Below are 20,816 nucleotides of genomic sequence, written 5' to 3'. Positions count from 1 at the left end.
CACCGAACGCGCGAGCTGCGAACCGGATTACGAGGACACCGCCGGCGGCTGGCTCGACAACGTCATCAAGGCGATGAGCCACCACCACCCGCCCGCACCGGAGGCGCCCGCCGACCGGGTGGTCGTGGTCAGCGAACCCGCCGACTCGTCGGCGGCGCCGTCGATCCGTACCGGGTCGTTCTCCCGGAAGAACCCGTACGTCACCACGCTGACCCGCAATGTACGCCTCAATGCCGAGGGTTCGGCGAAGGACGTGCGCAACTTCGCCTTCCACCTGCCGTCGGACATCCTGCCGTACACCACCGGCGACGCGCTCGGGGTGTGGCCGCTCAACAATCACGGCCTCATCGACGAATGGCTCGACGTCACCGGCCTGTCCGGCGGCGAACCCGTGAATGTGTGGGGCGACGACATGACCTTCCGCCGCGCCCTGCGCGAACGTCTCGAGTTCGCCAAGATCTCGGCAGATTTCGTGCGCTTCGCCGCCGACCGCAACGGCTCGGACGAACTGCACGCCCTCGCCGCGCCAGGCAACAAGCAGAAGCTGAACGACTGGGCGTGGGGCCGCCAGCCCGTCGACGTGCTCGCCGAGTATCCCGTCGAGGCATCGCCCGAGGAGTGGGTGGACGTGCTCAAATCTCTCACTCCGCGCCAGTATTCGATCTCGTCGAGCCCGAAGGAGCGGCCCGATGAGGTGCAGCTGACGGTGTCGACGGTCCGCTACGACCATCGGGGCAAGCCACGCGGCGGCGTGTGTTCGACGTTCCTGGCCGACCACGCCGACGACACCCAGGACATCGGGGTGTTCGTCACCCATGCCGCCAATTTCGGGCCACCGACCGATCCCGACACCCCGATGATCATGATCGGCCCCGGCACCGGCATCGCCCCGTTCCGCGGATTCCTGCACGAACGCCAGGCCCTCGGACACGGCGGCCGCAACTGGCTGTTCTTCGGGGAACAGGTCTCGGCCACCGACTTCTACTACCGCGACGAGCTCACCTCGATGCTGTCCGACGGCCTGCTCACCCGCCTCGACGTCGCGTTCTCCCGCGACCAGGACCGCAAGATCTACGTCCAGCACCGCATGGAGGAACACGGCGCCGAACTGTACCGCTGGCTCCACGACGGCGCCCACGTCTACGTCTGCGGCGACGCCTCCCGCATGGCCAAGGACGTCGACCGCACCCTCAAGGGCATCGTCGCCCAGCACGGCAAACTCTCCCCCAAGAGCGCCGAAGCCTACGTCAAGGCCCTCGCCGCCGAGAAACGCTACGTCCGCGACGTCTACTGACCTCCCGCGTCACAAACCTCGTCCCGCTTATCGGTTATCGCGGTATCCGATAAGCGGGACGACGTTGTCGACGCGGGAAGGTCATGGGAGCAGGGTCGGCTGGTAGGCGGCGAGGAGCATGAGGGTGCAGGTGGCGGCGATCACCACGAGGCGACGCGCGATCTGCACCGCCGGACAGGACAGGAGTGCGAGGTTCATGCCCACACCGTGCGCCCACCCCCTTGGAGCCCACTTGGCACCCACTTGGGACCCCACAACCTGCCCCCGAGACCAACCACCAACCTTTCGCCACCTGACGCCTCCACCTCGAACTCACACCGGATCAAACGCGGAGATAAGCCACCGCCCACCCGCACGCTGCAACCCGACCCGGACACTGCTCGACGTCAGTTCGGCCTCCGGCTTGTCCTTGGAGGTGGTCGACTGGTTCACGAACACCAGCACCGTGGCCGCATCGGGCGACATCTTCTCCACCGCGGCCCGGCTCACGACGGCGCGGGTGGTGATCTGGTTCTCCTGCGCGGCGGGCTTGACCACCTTGTCGGTGAATTCCCGGTAGTAGGTGAGGAATTGGCCGGTCAGGTGGGTGCGTCCCTTCGCCAGATCGGCATCGAGCGTCTTGGGTGCGTACGACAGCAGTGCCGTGGTCCCCGCGTTCGCGGCGGCGACCACGTCCTTGCGGGCCGCGGCGTCCGTGGCCTGATCGTCCTGATGGACGGTGAAGTACATGGTCACCGCCGTCGCCACTGCCGCGACCATCACCACCGCCGCCACGAGCAATGTCAGGTTCCGCCGCAGCCTGGAACGCCATCCTGGGCCGGTCTTGCCGTCGCTCTCAGCGTCCGGAACGGCGCTCTCCACAGTTCCGGCGTTCTCCACGTCGTCGGCCGCATCGTCCACGGTGTCGGGGCGAGTCTCGTCTGTGAGGGTCATGGCACAAAATCCACCTTCGAAACCTTGACTGTTCCATTGACATCGGTCACCGACACCCGCAGCCGCCAGGTGCGCGGTTCCTGTTTGGCTCCGGCCGCGTTGGTGACCTCGGACGTCGCCGCCACCAGGACCGTCGCGGTGTCACCCTGGATCGATTCGAGGGCGGCCCCGGTGACCTTGCCCTTGGTGGTGACCTGTGATTTCTGGATCACCGACGTGAAGTCCTTGGACCTGTCGGTGAAGTCTTTGGCGAACTCGCCGGTCGAGCGTTCCACGATCCGCTTCACGTCGCGTTCGGCGTTGCGATAGTCGAGGGAGGTGATGGCCACGACCCCGAGTTCGGCCGCGTCGACGAACGTCCGCGTCCGCGCGGTGTCCTCGCCCGCCTGGTGATGCTGCCACCCGATGCCGGCCGCTCCCGCGAGGGCGGCGGCGCTGATCAGCAGGATGACGGTGAGCGCAATGCCCCGCCTGGTCGGGCGCCGGAGCACACCACCGAGAATCGGTCGTAGCCGCCCTGATTCCCTGACTTCCGGTGCGGCATCCGGGCCAGACCCGACTGACTCGGCGACAGGTTCCGGTTCCGGCTCAGCCACCCCGGCGCTGTCGATCGATGTATCACTCTCGGCCCCAGACTCTTTCGCCTCAACGTCCGGAACCACCTCAGCGGCGGCCGGTTCGGGGCCCCGGCCACGGGCGGCTCTGGCGCGCGCCCGGGCTACCTCGGCCCGCGCCCGGGCGGCCGCCGCCTCCGCCTCGGCGACAGCGGCCTGGGCCTGCGCCAGTTCGAGTTCGGCGACATCGGTGTCCACCGATTCGCCGGCTGTCAGTGTTCCCGTCAGCGTTCGGGTCATGAGCACTCCCTCGGTCGATCGCTTCGTGTGCTGGTCATCGCGGCATCATCGCCTGCCACGTCGTGGGACTCTTACCGGTGAGTTCGGTTTGGCGATAGACGTTTCCGTCGGATCCCACATAACTGCCGTCACTCGGGTTGTAGGTTGCAGTCGCCACCGTCGGTGAAGCACTCGAGGTTGCCGGGGTCTTGCCGTACGACGACGGCCTGATCCCCTGCTTGAGCAGGTTCGGGTCCTTCGGGTACTTCCCGAACAGTGGCTGGCTGTTGGCCAGCGGCTTGTACTCCTCGTCGCTGTTGCACATCGCGGCGGTGGGGGCGCGTTTGCCGGGCTTGTTCTGGCACGGGAAGTTGCGCACCCCACGCAGGCCGATCGGACTGTTCTGCGGCAGTTTGCAGTACAGGCCGTCGGGGGTGTCGATGGTGGTGGTGTCCTCCATCGGCCGCCACTGCGACGGATCGAGGAACCCGACGGTGCACGCAGGCGGCTCCGACACCCCGCTGATGCGGAAAGTGCCCAGCCCCCATTGTGTTCCGTTGCGGTTGGGCTGCACGGTCTGGATCATCGCGATCGACGCCGGCAGCAGCACCAGGATCTGTTCGAGACCCGCGTTGTAGGTGACGGCGAGCTGCCCGAGGCTGGTGACATTCGACAGCAGCACCGGCAGCGTCAGTTTCACCGAGTCGAGTGTCTTGTTCACCTCGTCGGCGAATCCCGGTCCGGCGGACATCAGGTCCCGGATTTGCGGCACATTGGTCGAGAGCTGTTCGCTGACTCCGTCGAGGCCCGATGCCCATTCTCTGATCGCATCGAGACTGTCGGTCTGTGACCGCACCAGCGGCACCGAATCGCGCAGCAGCGTCGCCGTGTCGTCACCGTTGCCTTTGAGCCCCGACGCCAGCGTCGACGTCGAGTTGATCAGGGACTGCAGGTCGTAGCCACGGCCGCCCATCCCCTTGTTCAGTTCGTCGACCAGGGTGAACAGGTCGTCCTTCGGAATGCTGGAGACCAGGCCGTTCAGTTTCTCCAGCATCGGCGCGACGGGTTCGGGCACATCCACCCGGTCCGCCGCGATCCGCTCCCCGTCCCGCAGGTATGGCCCGCTGTCGGTGTCGGGTACCAGGTCGACATACAGCTCACCCATCGCCGACATGCTGCGGATGTTGGCGCGCAGGTTCTTCGGGATCTTGCGGTCACCTTCGATCGACAGGGTGGCGGCCACCCCGTCATCTGTCAGCTTCACCTCGGACACGCGTCCCACGTCCACGCCGCGGTAGCTGACGTTGGCGAACCTGTAGAGACCACCGGTGCGCGGCGCCTCCATCGTGACGGTGATCCGGCCGATACCGGCCTGGGTCTGAATCTGCATGTAGGAGAACACCATCAGCCAGCTCGCGACCAGTGCCAGCACCACGAACACGGCGAGCTGGATCTTGACGAATCTCGACAGGATCATCGCCCACCTCGCTTGGACCGCTGGATCGGGAAAAACAGCGGATTGTGCGTCGGCTTGCTCTTGTAGCCCGGATCGCCGGGGGCGAAGGCGATGGTTTCGTTCGGGTCGCCGAACGGCGTGCCGAGCAGCAGTTCCTTCTTGAGCCGCGGCACGGTCAGGTCGACGGTGGCGTGCAGGTTGATGTAGTCGCCGCGAACGGCGCGGTCGATGGTGCGCTGCCCGTAGGGGTACACCAGCCCGTACGCGACGGCGTCCCCGATCTTCGGTCCGACGTCGGCGATCGATTTGAGTGTCGGTTCCAGATGCCGCAGGTTGGTCAGCAGGTCGGCCTGTACCTCGTCGATGACGCCGGTAGCGGTGTCGCTGAACCCTTTCAGCTTGGTCATCGCGGTGGTGAGTTTGGGGGCCTGTTCGTCGAGCACGGCCAGCGCCGGCGGGATCTTACGCAGCGCCGTGGTGATCACCTCATCCTGATCGGCGAAAGTGTTGCTCAGTCTTTGTGTTTCCCGCATCAGCGTCACCAGGTCGCCGCGCTGGCGGTTCAGCGTCCGCACGAACCTCGACAACCTGCCGAGCAGTTGGCGGATGTCGCTCTCGCGCCCCACCAGCCCCGAGTTCATCGACTTGACGATCTCACCGAGCTGCCCGAGCCCGCCGCCGTTGATCACCGACGACACCGCCGCCAGGGTCTGCTCGGTGGACGGATACGACGACGACCGGTCCAGGGTGATCACCGATCCCGCGGGCAGCGCCCCGGTGGGTTTCTCACCGGCCGGCGGGTCGAGCGCGATGTGCATCGACCCGAGCAGGCTGGTCTGTCCCACCTTGGCGACGGCGTTGCCGGGCACCACGGTGCCGTTCTTGAGGTTGACGGTGACCTGCGCGTGCCAGTTGCGCACCCGCATCTCGCCGATGCTGCCGACCTCGACGTCGTTGATGAAGACCGGCGAATTCTGGGACAGGGTGCCGACATTGGCCACCTCGACGGTGATGGAGTAGTCGTCCGAGGAGTTGCCGACGGTGCCGGGCAGCGGCAGTGAGTTGACGCCGTCCCACTGGCAGCCGCCGACCAGCAGGGTCACGCTCACCAGAGCCGCGCCGAGCGCCGTCGCCCGGGTGTGCCGCCGCCGCATCACCGGCCTCCCTGTCCGGGCAGGAGCAGCTCGCGCCGCGACTTGGCCGGCTTGGTGGACCCGCCGGAATCGCTGTTGCCGGGGATCAGCCGCTTCTCGCTGTAGATGACGTTCTCCGGGTCCGGTCCGAGCACCGGGTTCAGCGGGAACGGCAGGTAGTTGAAGCTCAGCATCGACAGGATCGGGCCGAGATACTTGCGGCATTTCGCGGCTCCCTCGGCGGCCGTCAGGTTCTCGATGCTCGCGATCGACGAGCACACGAACTGGATCGGGTTGGAGAAGTTGTTGACCACGAACACCCCGGCCTGGGTTCCGGTGTCCGGGCTGTAGATGTTGTAGAAGTTCGACAGGTTGTTGGGGAACGCGTGCAGCAGTTGCTCGATCGAATCGTCGCTGTCCACCAGGTTCTGGGTGACCGCGGCGAGTCTGCGTACCTGTTCGGAGGCGCCGTCACGGTTGGCCACCACAAACCTGCGCACATCGGCCACCGCCCGGGCGAGTGTGGTCAGGGCGGAGTCGATGTCGGTGCGGCTGCCGTCGAGGACGGAGCTGACGGTGGCGAGCCGGTGTTCGAAGGAGGTGATCTGCTCGCTGCTGCTGCTGACCGCCTTCACCAAGAGCGACAGGTTGGAGATGGTGGTGGTGATGTTGCCGGTGTTCTCGCCGAGCAGCCGGGACAGGTCGGTGAGTTCGCGCAGGGCGCTGCTCATGGATTCGCCGTTGCCGTCGAGGGTGTCGGCGGCTGCCCCGATGAATCGGCCCACCACGCTGTCCGGGTTTCTCGCCGCGTCCTTCTCGTCGGGGCCGAGATCGGTGGCCAGACGGGTCAGTTGCTTCTTGATCTCGTCCCATTCCACCGGAATCTCGGTCCGCCCGAGGGGGATGATCGCGCCGTCCGCCAGGGTCGTGCCCGTGCCGCGATAGGACGGCGTGAGTTGCACGTAGCGGTTGGCCACCAGATTCTGGGCGATGATCACGGCTTTCGCCCCGGTGGGCACCTTGACGCCGCGATCGATGTCCATCGTCATCCGCACCGTGGTGCCCTGCGGGTGGATTCCGGTGATGGTACCCACCTTGACCCCGGCCACCCGGACGTCGTCGCCGACGTAAATACCTGTGGTCTTGGGGAATACGGCGGTCAGCGAGTGCGGTCCGGTGATCTCGCGGTAGCCCAGCGACGCCACGGTGAAGATCCCGATCGCCAGCAGTGCGGTGATCACCGCCGCGATGATGCGCCTTCTCATCGTCCACCCCGATTCCCCGGCAACGGAATGCCCCCACCGAGTCCGGGAATCTTGGCCTCCGGTTTGAGTCCGAACGCGCGGTCGATGAACGGCTGGAACAGCGGACCGGGCATCAGGTTGGCCACGTACGCCTGGTAGAAGGGTCCGCCCGAGACCGCCTCGCCCTGGGTGGTGCTGACCTTCACGAACAGCGGCAGCGCCTTGCTGATGTTGTCACGGTTCTTCTCCAGCATGGCCAGCACCGAATTGAGTTGTGTCAGTGTGGGTGCCAGTTGCTTCTCGTTGTCGGCCACCAGGCCGGTGAGTTGTTTCGCGACGGCTGTCACGTTCACCAGCAGCGACGAGATCTGCTCGCGCCGCTGCACCAGCACCCCGAGCAGCGAATTCGCGTTGAGGATCAACGTGTTGACCTTCTGCGCGCGTTGACCGATCACCCCGGTGATGTCGCTCGTGGCCGACAGCAGTTGACGCAGTGAGTCGTTGCGGGAGTTGATGCCGCGCGAGACGTCGGTGAGCGCGTCGAGGGTGGGTCCGAGGTCGGGACTGATGGCGGTCATCGTGTCGGTGAGCACCTCCAGCGATGCGTTGAGCTGCTTGGTGTCGATGTCGGTGGCGTTGGTGGTGAGGTCGTCGACGGCCTCGTTCAGCGAGTACGGGGACGCGGTGCGGGTCACCGGGATCACGTCCGACGGGAGCAACGTTCCCGCACCTTTCGGTTCGACGGTGACCAGGCGTTGTCCCAGCAGCGATCCGGTACGGATCTGCACCGCGGTGTCACGGCCGAGCCGGGTGTCGGTGTCGACGGTGAAATGGACCCTGGCCAGCCCGTCGTGGAGTTCGACCTCGGACACCGTGCCCACCCGCACGCCCGACACCATCACGTCGGCGCCGGCGGTGAGTCCACCGGCCTCCTCGAAGTCCGCCTGGTAGGTCATGCTGGTGAACCAGGCGCCCACCTTGGCCGTGTTGAGTCCGGCCAGCACGGTGAGGATGAGCAGGGTCAGGCCGATGAGGCCCGCCCGGACGAGGCCACTGCCGCGATATCTATGCATTGTCGGCGCACCTTCCGTGCGTCTGCTCGATCCACGGCAGCGTGAGGACCTTGCCCGTCGGATCGGATACCCGGACCGTCACCGCGCATACGTAGTACTGGATGAAGTTGCCGTAGGTGCCCGTGCGGACGAGTTTGCGGAAGTTCTCCGGCGCCCGGCCCAGGGACTTGTCGAGGGTGTCCTTGCTCTTGTTCAGATTCGGGGCCAGGCGCGAGAGTTGATCGACGTTCGCCGCGAGCGTCGGGCGGGCCTGGGTGAGCAGGTTTGCCACGGTGGCGGTGCCGTTGTCGAGCGAGGCGATCGCGTTGCCGATCGGATCACGTTGTGCGGCCAGCTTTCCGATCAGCCCGTCGAGCCGGTCGATGGTCTCGCCGAACCTCTTGCCGTCCTTGTTGAGGGTCACCATCACGGTTTTGAGCTGCTCGATGACCTGCTCGATGACACCGATGTTGTCGCCGAGGGTGTTCAGCAGTGACGAGCTGCCCTGGAACAGGGTCGACACGGTGGTGGTCTGTCCCTGGAAGACGTCGAGGACGGCGCCGCTGAGGGCGTTGACCTGTTTCGGTTCGAGTCCGGCGATCACCGGCTTGAGGCCGCCGAGCAGCACGTCGAGGTCGAGCGCGGGGGTGGTCCGCTCCATCGGGATCTGTGCGCCCGAACGCATGAGGGATGGCCCCTTGCCCTCGGTGATCTCCAGGTAGCGGTCGCCGACGAGGTTCAGGTAGCGCACGGCGGCACCCGAATCGGCCGGCACCGGCAGCGCCTTGTCCACGTCGAAACTCACGTGCACCTGGTTGTTGTCGTCGAGGGTGACGTCGCGGACGGTGCCCACCCGCACGCCGGCGATGCGCACGGTGTCTCCGGAGACGAGGCCGGAGGCGTCGGCGAAGACCGCACGGTAGCGGGTCACATCGCCCGAGCGTTTGTCGCTGAACACCAGGAACAGGAAGGCGCCCAGCACCAGCATCACCGTCACGAACGCGGTGAACTTGACGGTGGTCGCGTCGAATCGCCTCCTTCTCGACTGGGATTTCATCGCGGCGCTCCGTCCGTGATGGGACCGAACAGCATCTGGTGCAGGCTTTCGGTGTTGAGCTGCAACGACTTCCGTCCGGTGTGGAACTTGTCGGCGCCGGTGTCGGCGATCAGGAAGGGTGAGCGCTGCTGATATTTGATCGGCATTCCCATGCATTGCGGGCCGCCCTTGGCACCCACCTTCGGGAGGTCGTTCATGTTGTACGGTTCGATACCCCACAGGAAGTTGGCCGACAGCCCGAGACCGGGCACGTCCGCGGGCGGTGATACCGCCAGATCCGCGAAACCTTCGAGCGAGCAGTTGAGCGCCTCGCTGTATTCGTCGGTGAGGGCTGTGGTGGGCACCAGCAGGCGCAGTACCTTGGCCAGGGCCGATCCGTTGTCGCCGAGCACCTTCTTGCCCGTGTCCGACAGCCCGATCACGCTGGTGAGGAACGCGTCCAGTTTCTGCTGGTCGGTCACCACCGCGTCGCTGACAGTGCTGGTGTTGCGCATGATATTCAGCAACGGAAGGCTGGAGTCGGCGTACACCTTCATCACGTCCGGTGTCTGCCGAAGCAGCGCCCGCAGCGAGGGGAGCTGCGAATTGACCCGTCCCAGAAAGGTGTTCATGTCCACCAGGGTCTGCCCGAGGGCGTCGCCGTGGCCGTTCAGGCCGGTCGCGATGGCGCTGAGCGCGGAGTTGAGCTCGGCGGGCCGGATCTGTGCCAGCACCTCGGTCAGATCCTGGAAGACCGTGTTCACCTCGACCGCCACGTCGCGTGCCGACAGGTGTTGTCCCGCCCGCAGATGGCTGCCCGACGGCTGCGACGGCATCACCAGCTCAACGCTTTTCGCCCCGAACACGGTGGGCGCGGCGATACTCACGCCCACGTTCGCCGGGATCCTTTCCAGTTGATCGGGTTCCATCGCCAGCTTGATGGTGGCGGTGTCGTCGTTGTCGTACCGGATGGCGGCGACGCGTCCGACGGTGACGCCCCGCAGTTGCACCTTGGCGTCGACGTCCATCACCAGACCCGCCCGCGGTGCCTGGACCGTGACGGTGTCGGTGCGGGAGGTGGCGCCGGTGAACATGGCGATGGCGGTGGCCACCAGGGCGATGACCACCACGACCATGCCCAGCCCGGCCAGCGGCCGTATCACGTCATTACTTGTCCGCATACCCTAGCCCGACAGGTTGAAGTTTCCGTTGGACCCGTAGATCGCCAGGGCCACAAGCAGAGTCACGGTGACCACCGCGACCAGGGAGGTTCGGACCGCGTCCCCCACGGCCACCCCCACGCCCGACGGTCCGCCGCTCGCGTAGAAGCCGAAGTAGGTGTGGATCAACAGGATCGCCAATGCCATCACAAAGGCCTGCACGAACGACCACACCAGGTCGGTCGGGTTGAGGAAGGTGGAGAAGTAGTGTGCGTACAGTCCCGAGGACTGACCGAGCAGCACCACCGTGGTGAACTGGCAGGCGGCGAACGAGGCGATGAGCGCGATCGCGTACAGCGGCGCGATCACGATCATGCCGGCGGCGATCCGGGTGCCCACCACGTACGAGATCGGGTTGATCCCCAGCGATTCGAGGGCGTCGATCTCCTCGTTGATGCGCATCGCGCCCAATTGCGCTGTCGCACCGGCTCCGAACGTGGCGGCCAGACCGATCCCCACCACCACCGGCGCGGCGATCCGCACGTTGATGAACGCCGACAGGAATCCGGTGAGGGCTTCGATGCCGATGTCGCCGAGCGAACTGTAGCCCTGCACCGCAAGGGTGCTTCCCGTGGCCAGGGTCAGGAATCCGACGATCACCACGGTGCCGCCGATGAGCGCCAGATTGCCGGCACCCATGCTGGTCTCGGCGATGAGACGGATCGTTTCGCGCCGGTGATGCACGGCCGCGTGCGGCACGCTGCGCAGCGCCCTGGCGTAGAAGATCGCGTGATCGCCGAGGCGCCCGAGCATTCCGACGGGCCTGCGGACCTCACGTGCCAGACGTGGGAACCGGACACTCGGGATCTGCGACGGGATGACAGCCATGGTCGATTTCCTATCCCAGTTGCACGCCGACGGCGGTGATCACGACGTTCACCACGAACAGCGCGATGAACGCGTACACGACGGTCTCGTTGACGGCATTGCCGACCGATTTGGCGCCCCCGGTGACGATCAGCCCGCGATAGCAGGCCACGATCCCCGCGATCAGCCCGAACGACAGGGCCTTCACCGAGGAGATGATCACCTCCTGAACGCCGGTGAGCAGGGTGATCCCTGCCGCGAAGGCGCCCGGGTTCACCCCCTGCACGAACACGGAGAACACATAGCCACCACCGATGCCGATCATGCACACCAGGCTGTTGAGCAGCACCGCCACCAGACCCGATGCCAGCACCCGGGGGGTGACCAGGCGCTGCACCGGGTTGATGCCGAGTACCTCCATCGCGTCGATCTCCTCGCGGATGGTGCGCGAGCCCAGGTCGGCGCACATCGCGGTGGCGCCGGCACCGGCCACGATGAGCACGGTCACCATCGGCCCCACCTGGGTGACGGCGCCGAACGCGGCACCCGCACCGCTGAGGTCGGCGGCGCCGAGCTCACGCAGCAGGATGTTGAGGGTGAAGCTGACCAGCACGGTGAACGGGATGGCCACCAGCACCGTCGGGATCAGCGACACCCGGGCCACGAACCAGGACTGTTCGATGAACTCCCTGGTCTGGAACGGCCTGCGGAAGGCGAACCGGACGGCGTCGGCGGTCATCAGGAACAACCCGCCGATCGCCTTGAGAGGCCCCGACGAGTACCGGGCGACGATGCCGCCCCGCCTCGATGCGGTGTTGGTGCTCATACCTCTCCCCTTGCAGCGGTGGTTGTCTCGGTCGTGTTCGCGGTGCGCTACTTGAGGCAGGCGCCGGCGTCGACGGGGAGGGTGACACCGGTGATGTACCGGGACTCGTCGGAGGCCAGGAACAGCGCGGCGTTGGCGATGTCCTCGGGTTCCACCCACGGCACCGGCAAGGTGTTCATCATCTGCGACAGCGGCGCGAAGTCGTCGGGTCCGGGGTGTTCGAGGTCGGGCCGGAACATCTTGTAGGTGGCCTCGTTCATGATCATCGCGGTGTTGACCTGTGTGGGGTGCACCGAGTTGACCCGGATGTTGCTCTGCGCCAGCTCAAGTGCCAAGGTCCGCATGATGCCGATGACTCCGTGCTTGGCCGCCACGTAGTGCCCGCAGAACGGGTACGACTTGAGGCCACCCACCGAGCTGGTGAGCACGATCGACCCGCCCCGGCCACCCGCGACGATGTGCGGGATCGCCACCTTGGCGGTGTGCCAGACGCCGGTGAGGTTGACATCGATCATGTCCTGCCAGGTCTTGGAGTCCATGTCTCCGAGACTCGCTCCACCGGTGGCGATTCCGGCGTTGGCCACCACGATGTCCAGGCGGCCGAGCTGCTCGACACCCGATTTGACGGCCTCGGTCAGGCCGTCGAGGTCGCGGACATCGACCTTGGCGGTGACCACCCGGCGGTCCTGCGCCTTGACCAGTTCCGCGGTCTCGGCCAGGTCTTCCTCGCTCGACAGGTCGAACGGCACCCCGTCGATCGGCGCACACACGTCGATCGCGATGATGTCGGCGCCCTCCTGCGCCAGCCGGACCGCATGCGCACGTCCCTGCCCACGGCCCGCGCCGGTGATGAAGGCAACCTTGTCCGCTACCCGTCCAGTCATGAATCCTCCTGTGTGCCTACCGATGTGATTGTCAGATGTCGTTGTTCGAGAATTGCCGTCAGAACGTGGCCGGCAAGGTGTCCCAGCCGCGGACCGTGGACGTCGGCGACAGCGCCGCGTTCGCCAGGTCCACCTCCCATTCGGGGAACCGCTTGAGAATCTCCTCCAGCGCGATCCGGCCTTCGAGCCGGGCCAGCGCCATCCCCAGGCACAGGTGACGGCCCGCGCTGAAGGTGAGGTGTGCCTTGATGTTCCGGTGGATGTCGAACGAATCGCCGTCCGGGAACTCGCGTGAGTCGCGGTTGGCCGCGGCGAGCAGCAGCAGCATCACGCTGCCCTCGGGAACGGTCTGCCCGTAGTACTCGACGTCGCGGGTCACGTAGCGGGCGACATGCGGCGCGGGCGGCTCGAAACGCAGGAGTTCCTCGATCGCGTTGGGGATCAGCGACGGGTCCTGTGCCAGTTCGCGGCGCTGGTCCGGATGCTCGGCCAAGACCTTTCCGGCCCAGCCGATCAGCCTGGTGGTGGTTTCCGCACCCGCACCGGCCACCACGTTCAGGTAGGTGAGCAGTTCCTCGCGGCGCAGCCGGCGGACCACCCCTTCCTCGTCCTTGAACTCGACGTTGAGCAGTTCGGTCATGATGTCATCGGACGGGTGCTCGGCCCGCCAGTCGATGTACGCCTCGAAGTTGTCGGCGGTGGTCATGCCCTCCTCGGCGGCCTTCATCGGCTTGCCGTCCTCGGTGCGCATCTGGTCGTTGGCGAAGTCGCGGATGATGCTCTGATCTTCCTCGGGGATGCCCAGGAGCATGCCGATCACCTTCATCGGCATCTGCGAACCGAGGTCCTTGACGAAGTCGAAATTGCCGGTACCCACCAGCGGGTCGAGGCAGGCGGCGCAGTACTCCCGGATCTGGTCTTCCAGGCCCAGCACCTTCTTGGGGGTGAACATGCGCGACAACAGTTTCCGGTGGATGTCGTGGATCGGCGGATCCTCGAAGATCACCACGCCGGGAGGGATCGGGATGTTGGCCTTGATCAGTTCGATGATGGCGCCGCGGGCGGAGCTGAACGTCTTGAAGTCGACCAGCGCCGCATTGACATCGGCGTACCGGCTCAGCGCGTAGAAGTCGTGATCGGCATTGTAATAGAGCGGCTGCTCCTCGCGGATCGCGGAGAACGCCGGATACGGGTCGGCATTCAGCACCAGATCGTAGGGGTCGTACTTCACGGGGTTCGCAATGCTCTGACTTGCGGTACTGGTCACGGGATGGCCTCTCACATGGGCTGTTGCTGGCGGGAAAGTGCTTGTTGCCGTTTACTGTCGGGTCTCGGTCGCCGGTTCCCCGGCTGCGGTCGCCTGCCGGGCCGCGTCGGCGGCGGCCACGTAGGAGAAGATCACCGACGGGCCGATCGTCGCCCCGGCGCCGAGGTACTTGCGGCCCATCACCGATGCCGTGCAGTTGCCGGCGGCGTACAGGCCGTCGATCACCGCACCGTCGGTGTTCAGGACCCGGCCCGCCTCGTCGCACAGCAGTCCGCCGTTGGTGCCGATGTCGCCGGGGTACATGGCGACGGCATAGAAAGGCGCCTTGGAGATCGGGCCGAGGCAGGCGTTGGGCTGGTGGGTGACATCGCCCTGGTAGCGTTCGTGGTCACCTTCGCCGCGGTAGAAGTCCTCGTCCACACCGGTTTCGGCGAAGCCGTTGAACCGTTCGACGGTGCGGGCGAGCGCTACCGGGTCGATTCCGCACTGCCGGGCCAGGTCGTCGAGGGTGGCGGCCTTCTTCATCACCCCGTCGGCGATCCACTTGCGCGGGGTGATCCCCGGTGAGGCGGTCGCGAAGGTGTAGTTCGAACGATGCCGGGAGTCGATGATCAGCCACGACGGCAGCGCACCACCGGCCTTCTTCTCATGCGCGAACATGAGCTGACCGGCCTCCTGATAGGCGATCGCCTCGTTGAAAAACCGATTCCCGTGTGCGTCGACGATGATCGAGTGCGGTTTGCAGCGCTCGGACAGCGTCATCGACGGGGTACCGTCGGCGAGGAGCCAGGACGGCATCCACCAGCCCTCGTCCATCATGTCAGTGGCGGCTCCGAGACCCATCGCCAGCCTCAGCACCTCGCCGGTGTCACCGGGATTGGCGGAGGTCCACTCCACCCGGCCGGGCTGATCCGCCGAGAACTCGTCGCGCATCTGCTGATTACGGGAGAATCCGCCGGCGGCCAGGAGCACACCACCGCGTGCCTGAACCCGGATCGGCTTGCCGCCCTTGATGAGAACCGCCCCCACCACTCGGCCGTCGGTGACCACGAGTTCTTCGAGCGAGGTCTTGGTCCACACGGGAACCCCCCGCCTACCGAGCGCCTTGAGCAGATGGGCGATGAGCGCGGCACCGTTGGTGACCAGCTTCTTGCCCCGCAGCCGGCCGCCGACGGTACGCCGCATCACCCGAGCCATCACCGACATCCCCACGCGGGTGCGGAGATTGGAGACATATCCGGCCTCATAGGTGTACATGGTGAGGTTCCCGGCCACCGGCGGCCGCAGCAGCGTGGCCTGCTCCCCCAGCTCCCGGGTGTCGAAGGCCACGGCCTCGACCGACCGGGACCGCGCGTGTCCGCCGACAACCCCGCGTGCGCCGGAGTAGTAGTCGCTATAGCCCTCGCAGCGCAGGAACTCCACCCCCTCGGACTCGAGAAAGGTGAACATGTCGTTGCCCGCCGTCACGTAGGTCTCCCGCCGCGCCTGCGACGACGCCGGCGAGCATTCGTCGGCCTTGCCCACCACCGAGTCGAAGTAGGCGCGGGCGTCGTCGAGCGAATCCGGGACACCCTCCCGTTTCATCAGCGGGTTGTCCGGTAGCCAGATGATGCCGCCCGACATACCGGTCGAGCCACCGATCATGTCGGACTTCTCGGCGACCACCACATCGAGGCCGAGGGCGGCGGCACGCAGCGCGCCCACCAGCCCACCGCCCGATCCGATCACCAGGAAGTCCGTGACGTGGTCCCATTCGGGCATTGCGATCCTCGTTCGTTGAGTCGTTGCTTGACTGAAAAGCTCAGCGGTGAGCGATGATCCGGCCGGCTACCAGGTGACCGGCAGCGCGTACACGCCGTAGGCGAGCCGGTCGGACTTGTACTCGATCTCGTCGGGTGCGCATGCCACGGCGAGGTCGGGGGCGTGCCGGAAAATCGACTTGAAAACGATCTGCAGCTCGGCACGAGCCAGCATCATGCCGATACACTGATGCGGACCGAAACCGAACCCGGTGTGCTGCACCACATTACGTCGTAGATCCAGGGTCTGAGGGTTCTCGAAGGCGCGAGGGTCCCAGTTGGAGGAGGCCAGTTCGACGATCACCCCGTCGCCGGCCTTGATGGTCTGGCCGGAGATCTCGATGTCCTCGACGGCGATGCGGCGCTGCCCGTTGTGGATAATTCCCAGGTAGCGCATCAGTTCCTCGACGGCGTTGGCGATCACGTCCTCGTCGTCGGTGTCCTTGATGATCGCGAGTTGATCGGGGTTCTGCAGCAGCGCGAGCACACCGAGGGAGATCATGTTGGCGCTGGTCTCGTGGCCGGCGATGAGCAGTCCCAGGCCCATCTGTGCGGCCTCGGCGGCGTCGATCTCGCCGTCGCGGGCGCGGATCGCGAAGTCGCTGATCACATCGTCGGTGGGTTCGGCCATCTTCTTTTCCACCAGCTCGTACATGAACATGAACATGGCCGCGAAGGCCTCCATGTTCTGTTCGGGTGTGGCGTAGCGGTCGACGCTCTTGACCGCGTTCTCCTGGAAGAAGTCGTGATGCTCGTACCCGATACCCAGCATCTGCGAGATGACGATCGACGGCAGCGGCAGCGCCAGTGATGTCACCAGATCGGCGGGCTTGGGACCGGCCAGCATGTCGGCGATCAGCTTGTCGGTGGTCTCCTGCAGGAACGGCCGCAGCGCGTTGACCCGCTTGGGGGTGAACGCCTTGGTCATCATCCGGCGGAAGTGCGAGTGCTCCTTGCCATCACTGTTGAACACCGACTTGGGGCGCATGGCGACATTGGCCTTCATGCCCTCGTTCCAGTGCGGAAAGCCCTCCCTGGACTCGTCGACACTGATCCGGGAGTCCTTGAGCAGCGATTTGAGTTCGGCCAGACCGGTGATCAGCCACGGCGTGGAGCCGTCCCAGATCTCCACCTGGCTCACCGGGTTCTTCTCCCGCAGCAGGCGGGTGCCCTCCGGTGGCGCGAACGGACACCGCATGTCCCGGTCCATCGGGAAGTACGGGGTGTCGTTCTGGACTTCTGTGGCGGTCTCGGTCATGCGGAGCATCCTCGATCCTTGATTCATGGGGCTGTCGGGTGTGGTCGCGCGCAGGGCGGTCGCACGAAATGTCTTGCGGCCACATCGTTCCGGTGTTCTGTCCGGACTCTTTTCGAAAGCAGTTGAAGCAGATACCGGGTCTGGTGTCCAGATGCTATGGACCCTTCCGGCCGATCTGCGATCGCCGGTCCCACTCATCGGTCAACAGCAGATCGGGCCGGCGCCGGAGTAGGCGCCGGCCCGGCGTCGTCAGGACTTTTGTGACGCCGAGGCGCCCACGAGCCGCGAGTCACCGGAGTCGGGCCGCGAATCAGCGCCCGCCTTCAGTTTGTTGGGCGGTCCGGCGACGGTGCCGCCGTCCACCGGGAGCAGGGTGCCGGTCACGTATGCGGACCGATCGGAGGCGAAGAACAGCGCGGCGTTTGCCACGTCCTGCGCGGTCCCCTCGCGGGCCAACGGCCGGTTGGACGCCATCACGGCCCGCACCATCGTGAGGAACGCGTCGACATCGGCACCCATCTTGGCGGCCGACGCGGCCAGGATCGGGGTGGGGATGTTGCCGGGTGCGATGGTGTTGACCCTGATGTTCTGCTCGGCCAGCTCGATGGCCACCGACTTGGAGAAGTGGATGATGGCGGCCTTCGACGCCCGGTAGGTCATCACGGCGCCGCCGGCCTGGATGCCGCCGATCGAGGAGATGTTGACGATCGAGCCGCCGCCGGTCTCGGCCATGTGCCGCGCCGCGGCCTGGGTTCCGGCCATCGTCCCCAGCAGGTTGGTGTCCACGATGCGATGGAAGTCGGCCAGGTCGTCGTCGAGGAAGTTCTGGTGCATGGTGCCCGAGACACCCGCGTTGTTGACCATGATGTCGATGCGCCCGTGGGCGGCTACGACGTGATCGATCAGCGCGGCGATCGCGGCGGGATCGGAGACGTCGACACGGACGAACTCGGCGGCATCCCCCAGTCGTTCGGCCAGCGCGGCTCCACCGGCCTCATCAATGTCGGCGACCGTCACCTTCGCCCCTTCTGCGGCAAACTTCTCGGCAATTCCTTCGCCGAGCCCGGAAGCCGCACCTGTGACTACTGCGATTTTTCCTGACAATTCTTCGGCCATTGTGGCCACCCTTCGAAAGTCGATATGGCACGAGAAATATCGATGAGTCACCGATGTTCACCATTGATCCGGAGTTCGGGTGATTCTGCGACGCAACAGCCCGGGGCCACCGCTCCCGGACGAGGCAGGTCCATCCGTGTTGACGGCGGGCACGCCGGTTCCCACCCGGACGCGGAAGGTGTACTCACTCACGATCAGTTCATGGTGTGGTGTACGTCTCATCCACGACTAGCAGACTCGCAACCAGGCGATAATTTGTCAAGCGATTGATTGAACTTGTACGCTGAGGCACCACCACCGCAGACCGGCCGGACCGAACGTCCACCCGCTGCGTACGCTTGATCGAGCCGTGATCAGCACCATCAAGCAAGGATGAAGCGCCGCAACCGTGACCACACAGCGCCGGCCGGAGTTCCTTCACCTGAGCCATCGACACCCAGACCAGGGCCGGCCCAGTAAACTTTCTTCAATGACGCAAGGTACGGTCACCGGCCGCGGCCGCCCGCCCGCGAGCCCCGCATCGGCGACCGGCCCCACACGAGAGAGGCAGGGTCACCGAGCATGACGAGCAACCTGCGCGACTCCCAGGACACCCCCACCGGAACCGGCGGTACCGCCAGGCCCGCCACGCGTCGCAGCAGCAAGAAGGAAGCGACGCGGGAACTGATCCTCGACACCGCCGAACGCCTCTTCGCCGAGCACGGCATCTACGCCGTATCCAACCGGCAGATCGCCGAAGCCGCTGGTCAGGGCAATACCGCAGCCGTCGGCTACCACTTCGGCAGCCGGGCCGACCTCATCGAGGCGATGGTCTCGCGGTTCCACAACAGCGTCGAACCCGCCCGTGAGGCCATGCTCGCGCAGATCGCCGGCTCTCTCAACGTGCGCGACTGGCTCGACTGCCAGGTCCGCCCCATCACCGACCGTTTCGACGAGATCGGCACCCCCACCTGGTTCGCCCGGGTCGGCACCCAGATGATGACCGATCCCGAGCTCCGCGACATCCTGATGGAGTCGTCCTTCGCGCAGTCGCCGTCGTTGCGCGCATCGATGGACGGACTGCTCAAGTGCCTGCCGTTCCTGCCCGTGCAGGTTCAGCCCGAACGCGTCGACTGCTCGATGTTCCTGATCATCCAGATGTGCGCTCAGCGCGAGCGTGCGATCGCCAACGGCGAGCCGACGATCCGGGCGTCCTGGTCAGAGATGGCCACCGGCCTCGTCGACATGCTGGTGGGCGTCTGGACCGCGCCTGTCACACCTGTGTAGTCACCTCGAATCCCCTCACACCGCCTCTGGCCTGCGGATCACCGCAGGTCAGAGGCGTTTTTCGGATCCACACACAGTTAAATCAAGCACTTGATTGACTTTCACCGTGTGATGCGGTTCACTTGGGACATAGGTCACCGGTGATCGACACCGAACGACCTTGACCGGGCCCCACGGGCCATGCATACCAACCTTCCCAACCACAGGTAACGACGACCACCGGCCGGACTGCCGGCCCCCGGGCCGTTCCGCCCTTCCACCGTTTCCGGCATTTTCGTCGAATAGTTTCCGTAAACCATTCCGCGCCACCTGCTCGCGAACGATTCGGACATTCCGACTCATTCCGCGACCGATATCAAGGGATCTGAGCGAGTACATGACCGACATTTCCGGCACCAAGGACGCAACCGGCACAAACGGCACAACGTACGAACCGTCCAGCGCCGAAGAAATTATTCTGTATTCGAAGGATCCGGCGACAAAGATCGCCACCATCACTTTCAACCGGCCCGATCATCTCAACGCCCCCACGGCCGACGCCCGGCTGCGGTACGCGGACCTGCTGCACCGCGCCGAGATCGACGACGATGTGAAGGTCGTGGTCATCCGCGGTGTCGGTTCCAATCTCGGCTCGGGGGCCGATATCCCCGAGGCGATGGCCATGTCGATGGATCCGACGGCCAGTGGCTGGCTGCGCGAGCTGCGGGTCGACGACGACTCCGCCGTCAACTTCCCGCCGCTGGGCTCGTTCCGGCATGGCGCCGCCATCACCAACTGGTATGCCAACGCGGCCGCCGGTTGCCGGAGCCTGCAGGAGTTCAAGAAGATCTCCATCGTCGAGGCCAAGGGCTACTGCTACGGCTGGCACTTCTATCAGGCCGCCGACGCCGACCTCGTGATCTCCTCGGACGACACGCTTTTCGGGCATCCGGCGTTCCGGTACATCGGTTTCGGCCCGCGTATGTGGACCTGGGCGCAGACGATGGGCATCCGCAGATTCCAGGAGATGGTCTTCACCGGGCGCCCGTTCACCGCGCAGGAGATGTACGACTGCGGCTTCGCCAACAAGGTGGTCTCCCGCGACCAGCTCGAGGCCGAGGTGGACAAGTACGCGCTGGCGTGCGCACGCAACCGCCCCGCCGACACCATCTTCATGCAGAAGATCTTCTTCGAGCTGATGAAACAGAACCAGGGCGAATACATGGGCAGCATGCTCACCGCACTGTTCGAGACCATCGGCAACCACGCCAAGCCCGACGCGCAGGAACTCACCCTCGACGAGGACACCCTGTCGGCCGGAATCAACAACGCGGTCAAGGATTTCGACGAGGGTTTTCCGCCTGACTTCCGGCTCAGCAAGTCCGCTCGCCGGCGCGCCGAGTAAACGCGCCG

18 protein-coding genes are annotated in these 20,816 nt (G+C 65.7%); 3 read left to right on the top strand and 15 right to left on the bottom strand.

What is annotated here, in order from left to right:
* On the top strand, positions 1–1,294 hold a 1,294-nt coding region (locus GOAMR_RS03180), incomplete at its 5' end, for a diflavin oxidoreductase (RefSeq protein ID WP_005182686.1).
* 312 nt (positions 1,295–1,606) lie between these two features.
* On the opposite strand, the gene GOAMR_RS03175 is transcribed toward GOAMR_RS03180, so the two are convergent.
* The 15 genes from GOAMR_RS03175 to GOAMR_RS03105 form a co-directional block, all read right to left on the bottom strand.
* Complete coding sequence (locus tag GOAMR_RS03175) at positions 1,607–2,227, bottom strand: Rv1363c family protein (protein ID WP_005182683.1); 621 nt, start codon at positions 2,225–2,227, stop codon at positions 1,607–1,609.
* Positions 2,224–3,081 (bottom strand): Rv1363c family protein, encoded by an 858-nt coding sequence (locus tag GOAMR_RS03170; RefSeq protein ID WP_005182682.1) that lies wholly within the window; start codon positions 3,079–3,081, stop codon positions 2,224–2,226. Before GOAMR_RS03170 ends, GOAMR_RS03175 begins: the two co-directional genes overlap by 4 nt.
* A 34-nt stretch (positions 3,082–3,115) precedes the next feature.
* Positions 3,116–4,537, bottom strand: coding sequence for an MCE family protein (locus GOAMR_RS03165; protein ID WP_005182680.1), 1,422 nt, complete (start codon positions 4,535–4,537; stop codon positions 3,116–3,118).
* Positions 4,534–5,670, bottom strand: a complete 1,137-nt coding sequence (locus GOAMR_RS03160) for an MCE family protein (protein WP_005182679.1) — start codon at positions 5,668–5,670, stop codon at positions 4,534–4,536. Before GOAMR_RS03160 ends, GOAMR_RS03165 begins: the two co-directional genes overlap by 4 nt.
* A complete protein-coding gene (locus GOAMR_RS03155; RefSeq protein ID WP_005182678.1) occupies positions 5,670–6,914 on the bottom strand; it encodes an MCE family protein in 1,245 nt (414 codons plus the stop codon). The genes GOAMR_RS03160 and GOAMR_RS03155 overlap by 1 nt, the downstream gene beginning before the upstream one ends.
* The gene (locus tag GOAMR_RS03150) at positions 6,911–7,966 is read right to left on the bottom strand and encodes an MCE family protein (protein ID WP_005182677.1); all 1,056 of its coding nucleotides are present in this window, start codon (positions 7,964–7,966) and stop codon (positions 6,911–6,913) included. The genes GOAMR_RS03155 and GOAMR_RS03150 overlap by 4 nt, the downstream gene beginning before the upstream one ends.
* Positions 7,959–9,002 (bottom strand): MCE family protein, encoded by a 1,044-nt coding sequence (locus GOAMR_RS03145; protein WP_005182676.1) that lies wholly within the window; start codon positions 9,000–9,002, stop codon positions 7,959–7,961. Before GOAMR_RS03145 ends, GOAMR_RS03150 begins: the two co-directional genes overlap by 8 nt.
* Positions 8,999–10,162 (bottom strand): MCE family protein, encoded by a 1,164-nt coding sequence (locus GOAMR_RS03140; RefSeq protein ID WP_040514194.1) that lies wholly within the window; start codon positions 10,160–10,162, stop codon positions 8,999–9,001. Before GOAMR_RS03140 ends, GOAMR_RS03145 begins: the two co-directional genes overlap by 4 nt.
* A 3-nt stretch (positions 10,163–10,165) precedes the next feature.
* Positions 10,166–11,029 carry an MlaE family ABC transporter permease gene (locus GOAMR_RS03135; protein WP_005182673.1) on the bottom strand — a complete coding sequence of 288 codons (864 nt, stop codon included), beginning with the start codon at positions 11,027–11,029 and terminating at the stop codon, positions 10,166–10,168.
* Between the two features lie 10 nt (positions 11,030–11,039).
* Positions 11,040–11,834, bottom strand: a complete 795-nt coding sequence (locus tag GOAMR_RS03130) for an MlaE family ABC transporter permease (protein ID WP_005182671.1) — start codon at positions 11,832–11,834, stop codon at positions 11,040–11,042.
* A gap of 47 nt (positions 11,835–11,881) precedes the next feature.
* The gene (locus GOAMR_RS03125) at positions 11,882–12,718 is read right to left on the bottom strand and encodes a mycofactocin-coupled SDR family oxidoreductase (protein WP_005182669.1); all 837 of its coding nucleotides are present in this window, start codon (positions 12,716–12,718) and stop codon (positions 11,882–11,884) included.
* A 58-nt stretch (positions 12,719–12,776) separates the two neighbouring features.
* Positions 12,777–13,985 carry a cytochrome P450 gene (locus tag GOAMR_RS03120; protein WP_040514192.1) on the bottom strand — a complete coding sequence of 403 codons (1,209 nt, stop codon included), beginning with the start codon at positions 13,983–13,985 and terminating at the stop codon, positions 12,777–12,779.
* A gap of 51 nt (positions 13,986–14,036) precedes the next feature.
* Complete coding sequence (locus GOAMR_RS03115; protein WP_005182665.1) at positions 14,037–15,746, bottom strand: FAD-binding protein; 1,710 nt, start codon at positions 15,744–15,746, stop codon at positions 14,037–14,039.
* Between the two features lie 66 nt (positions 15,747–15,812).
* Positions 15,813–17,042, bottom strand: a complete 1,230-nt coding sequence (locus GOAMR_RS03110; RefSeq protein WP_040514191.1) for a cytochrome P450 — start codon at positions 17,040–17,042, stop codon at positions 15,813–15,815.
* 249 nt (positions 17,043–17,291) lie between these two features.
* Positions 17,292–18,158, bottom strand: coding sequence for an SDR family NAD(P)-dependent oxidoreductase (locus GOAMR_RS03105; protein ID WP_040514190.1), 867 nt, complete (start codon positions 18,156–18,158; stop codon positions 17,292–17,294).
* A 561-nt stretch (positions 18,159–18,719) separates the two neighbouring features.
* Between GOAMR_RS03105 and GOAMR_RS03100 the strand changes: the two genes are divergently transcribed.
* Positions 18,720–19,424 carry a TetR/AcrR family transcriptional regulator gene (locus tag GOAMR_RS03100; RefSeq protein ID WP_005182660.1) on the top strand — a complete coding sequence of 235 codons (705 nt, stop codon included), beginning with the start codon at positions 18,720–18,722 and terminating at the stop codon, positions 19,422–19,424.
* Positions 19,425–19,800: 376 nt separating this feature from the next.
* Positions 19,801–20,808, top strand: a complete 1,008-nt coding sequence (locus tag GOAMR_RS03095) for an enoyl-CoA hydratase/isomerase family protein (protein ID WP_005182658.1) — start codon at positions 19,801–19,803, stop codon at positions 20,806–20,808.
* Positions 20,809–20,816 lie beyond the last annotated feature (8 nt).

The organism is Gordonia amarae NBRC 15530 (assembly GCF_000241345.1).
In the GTDB taxonomy this organism is placed as follows: Bacteria; Actinomycetota; Actinomycetes; order Mycobacteriales; family Mycobacteriaceae; genus Gordonia; species Gordonia amarae.
The sequence above is the reverse complement of the archived record's forward strand: the minus strand, read 5'-3'. Positions and strand labels throughout refer to the sequence as shown.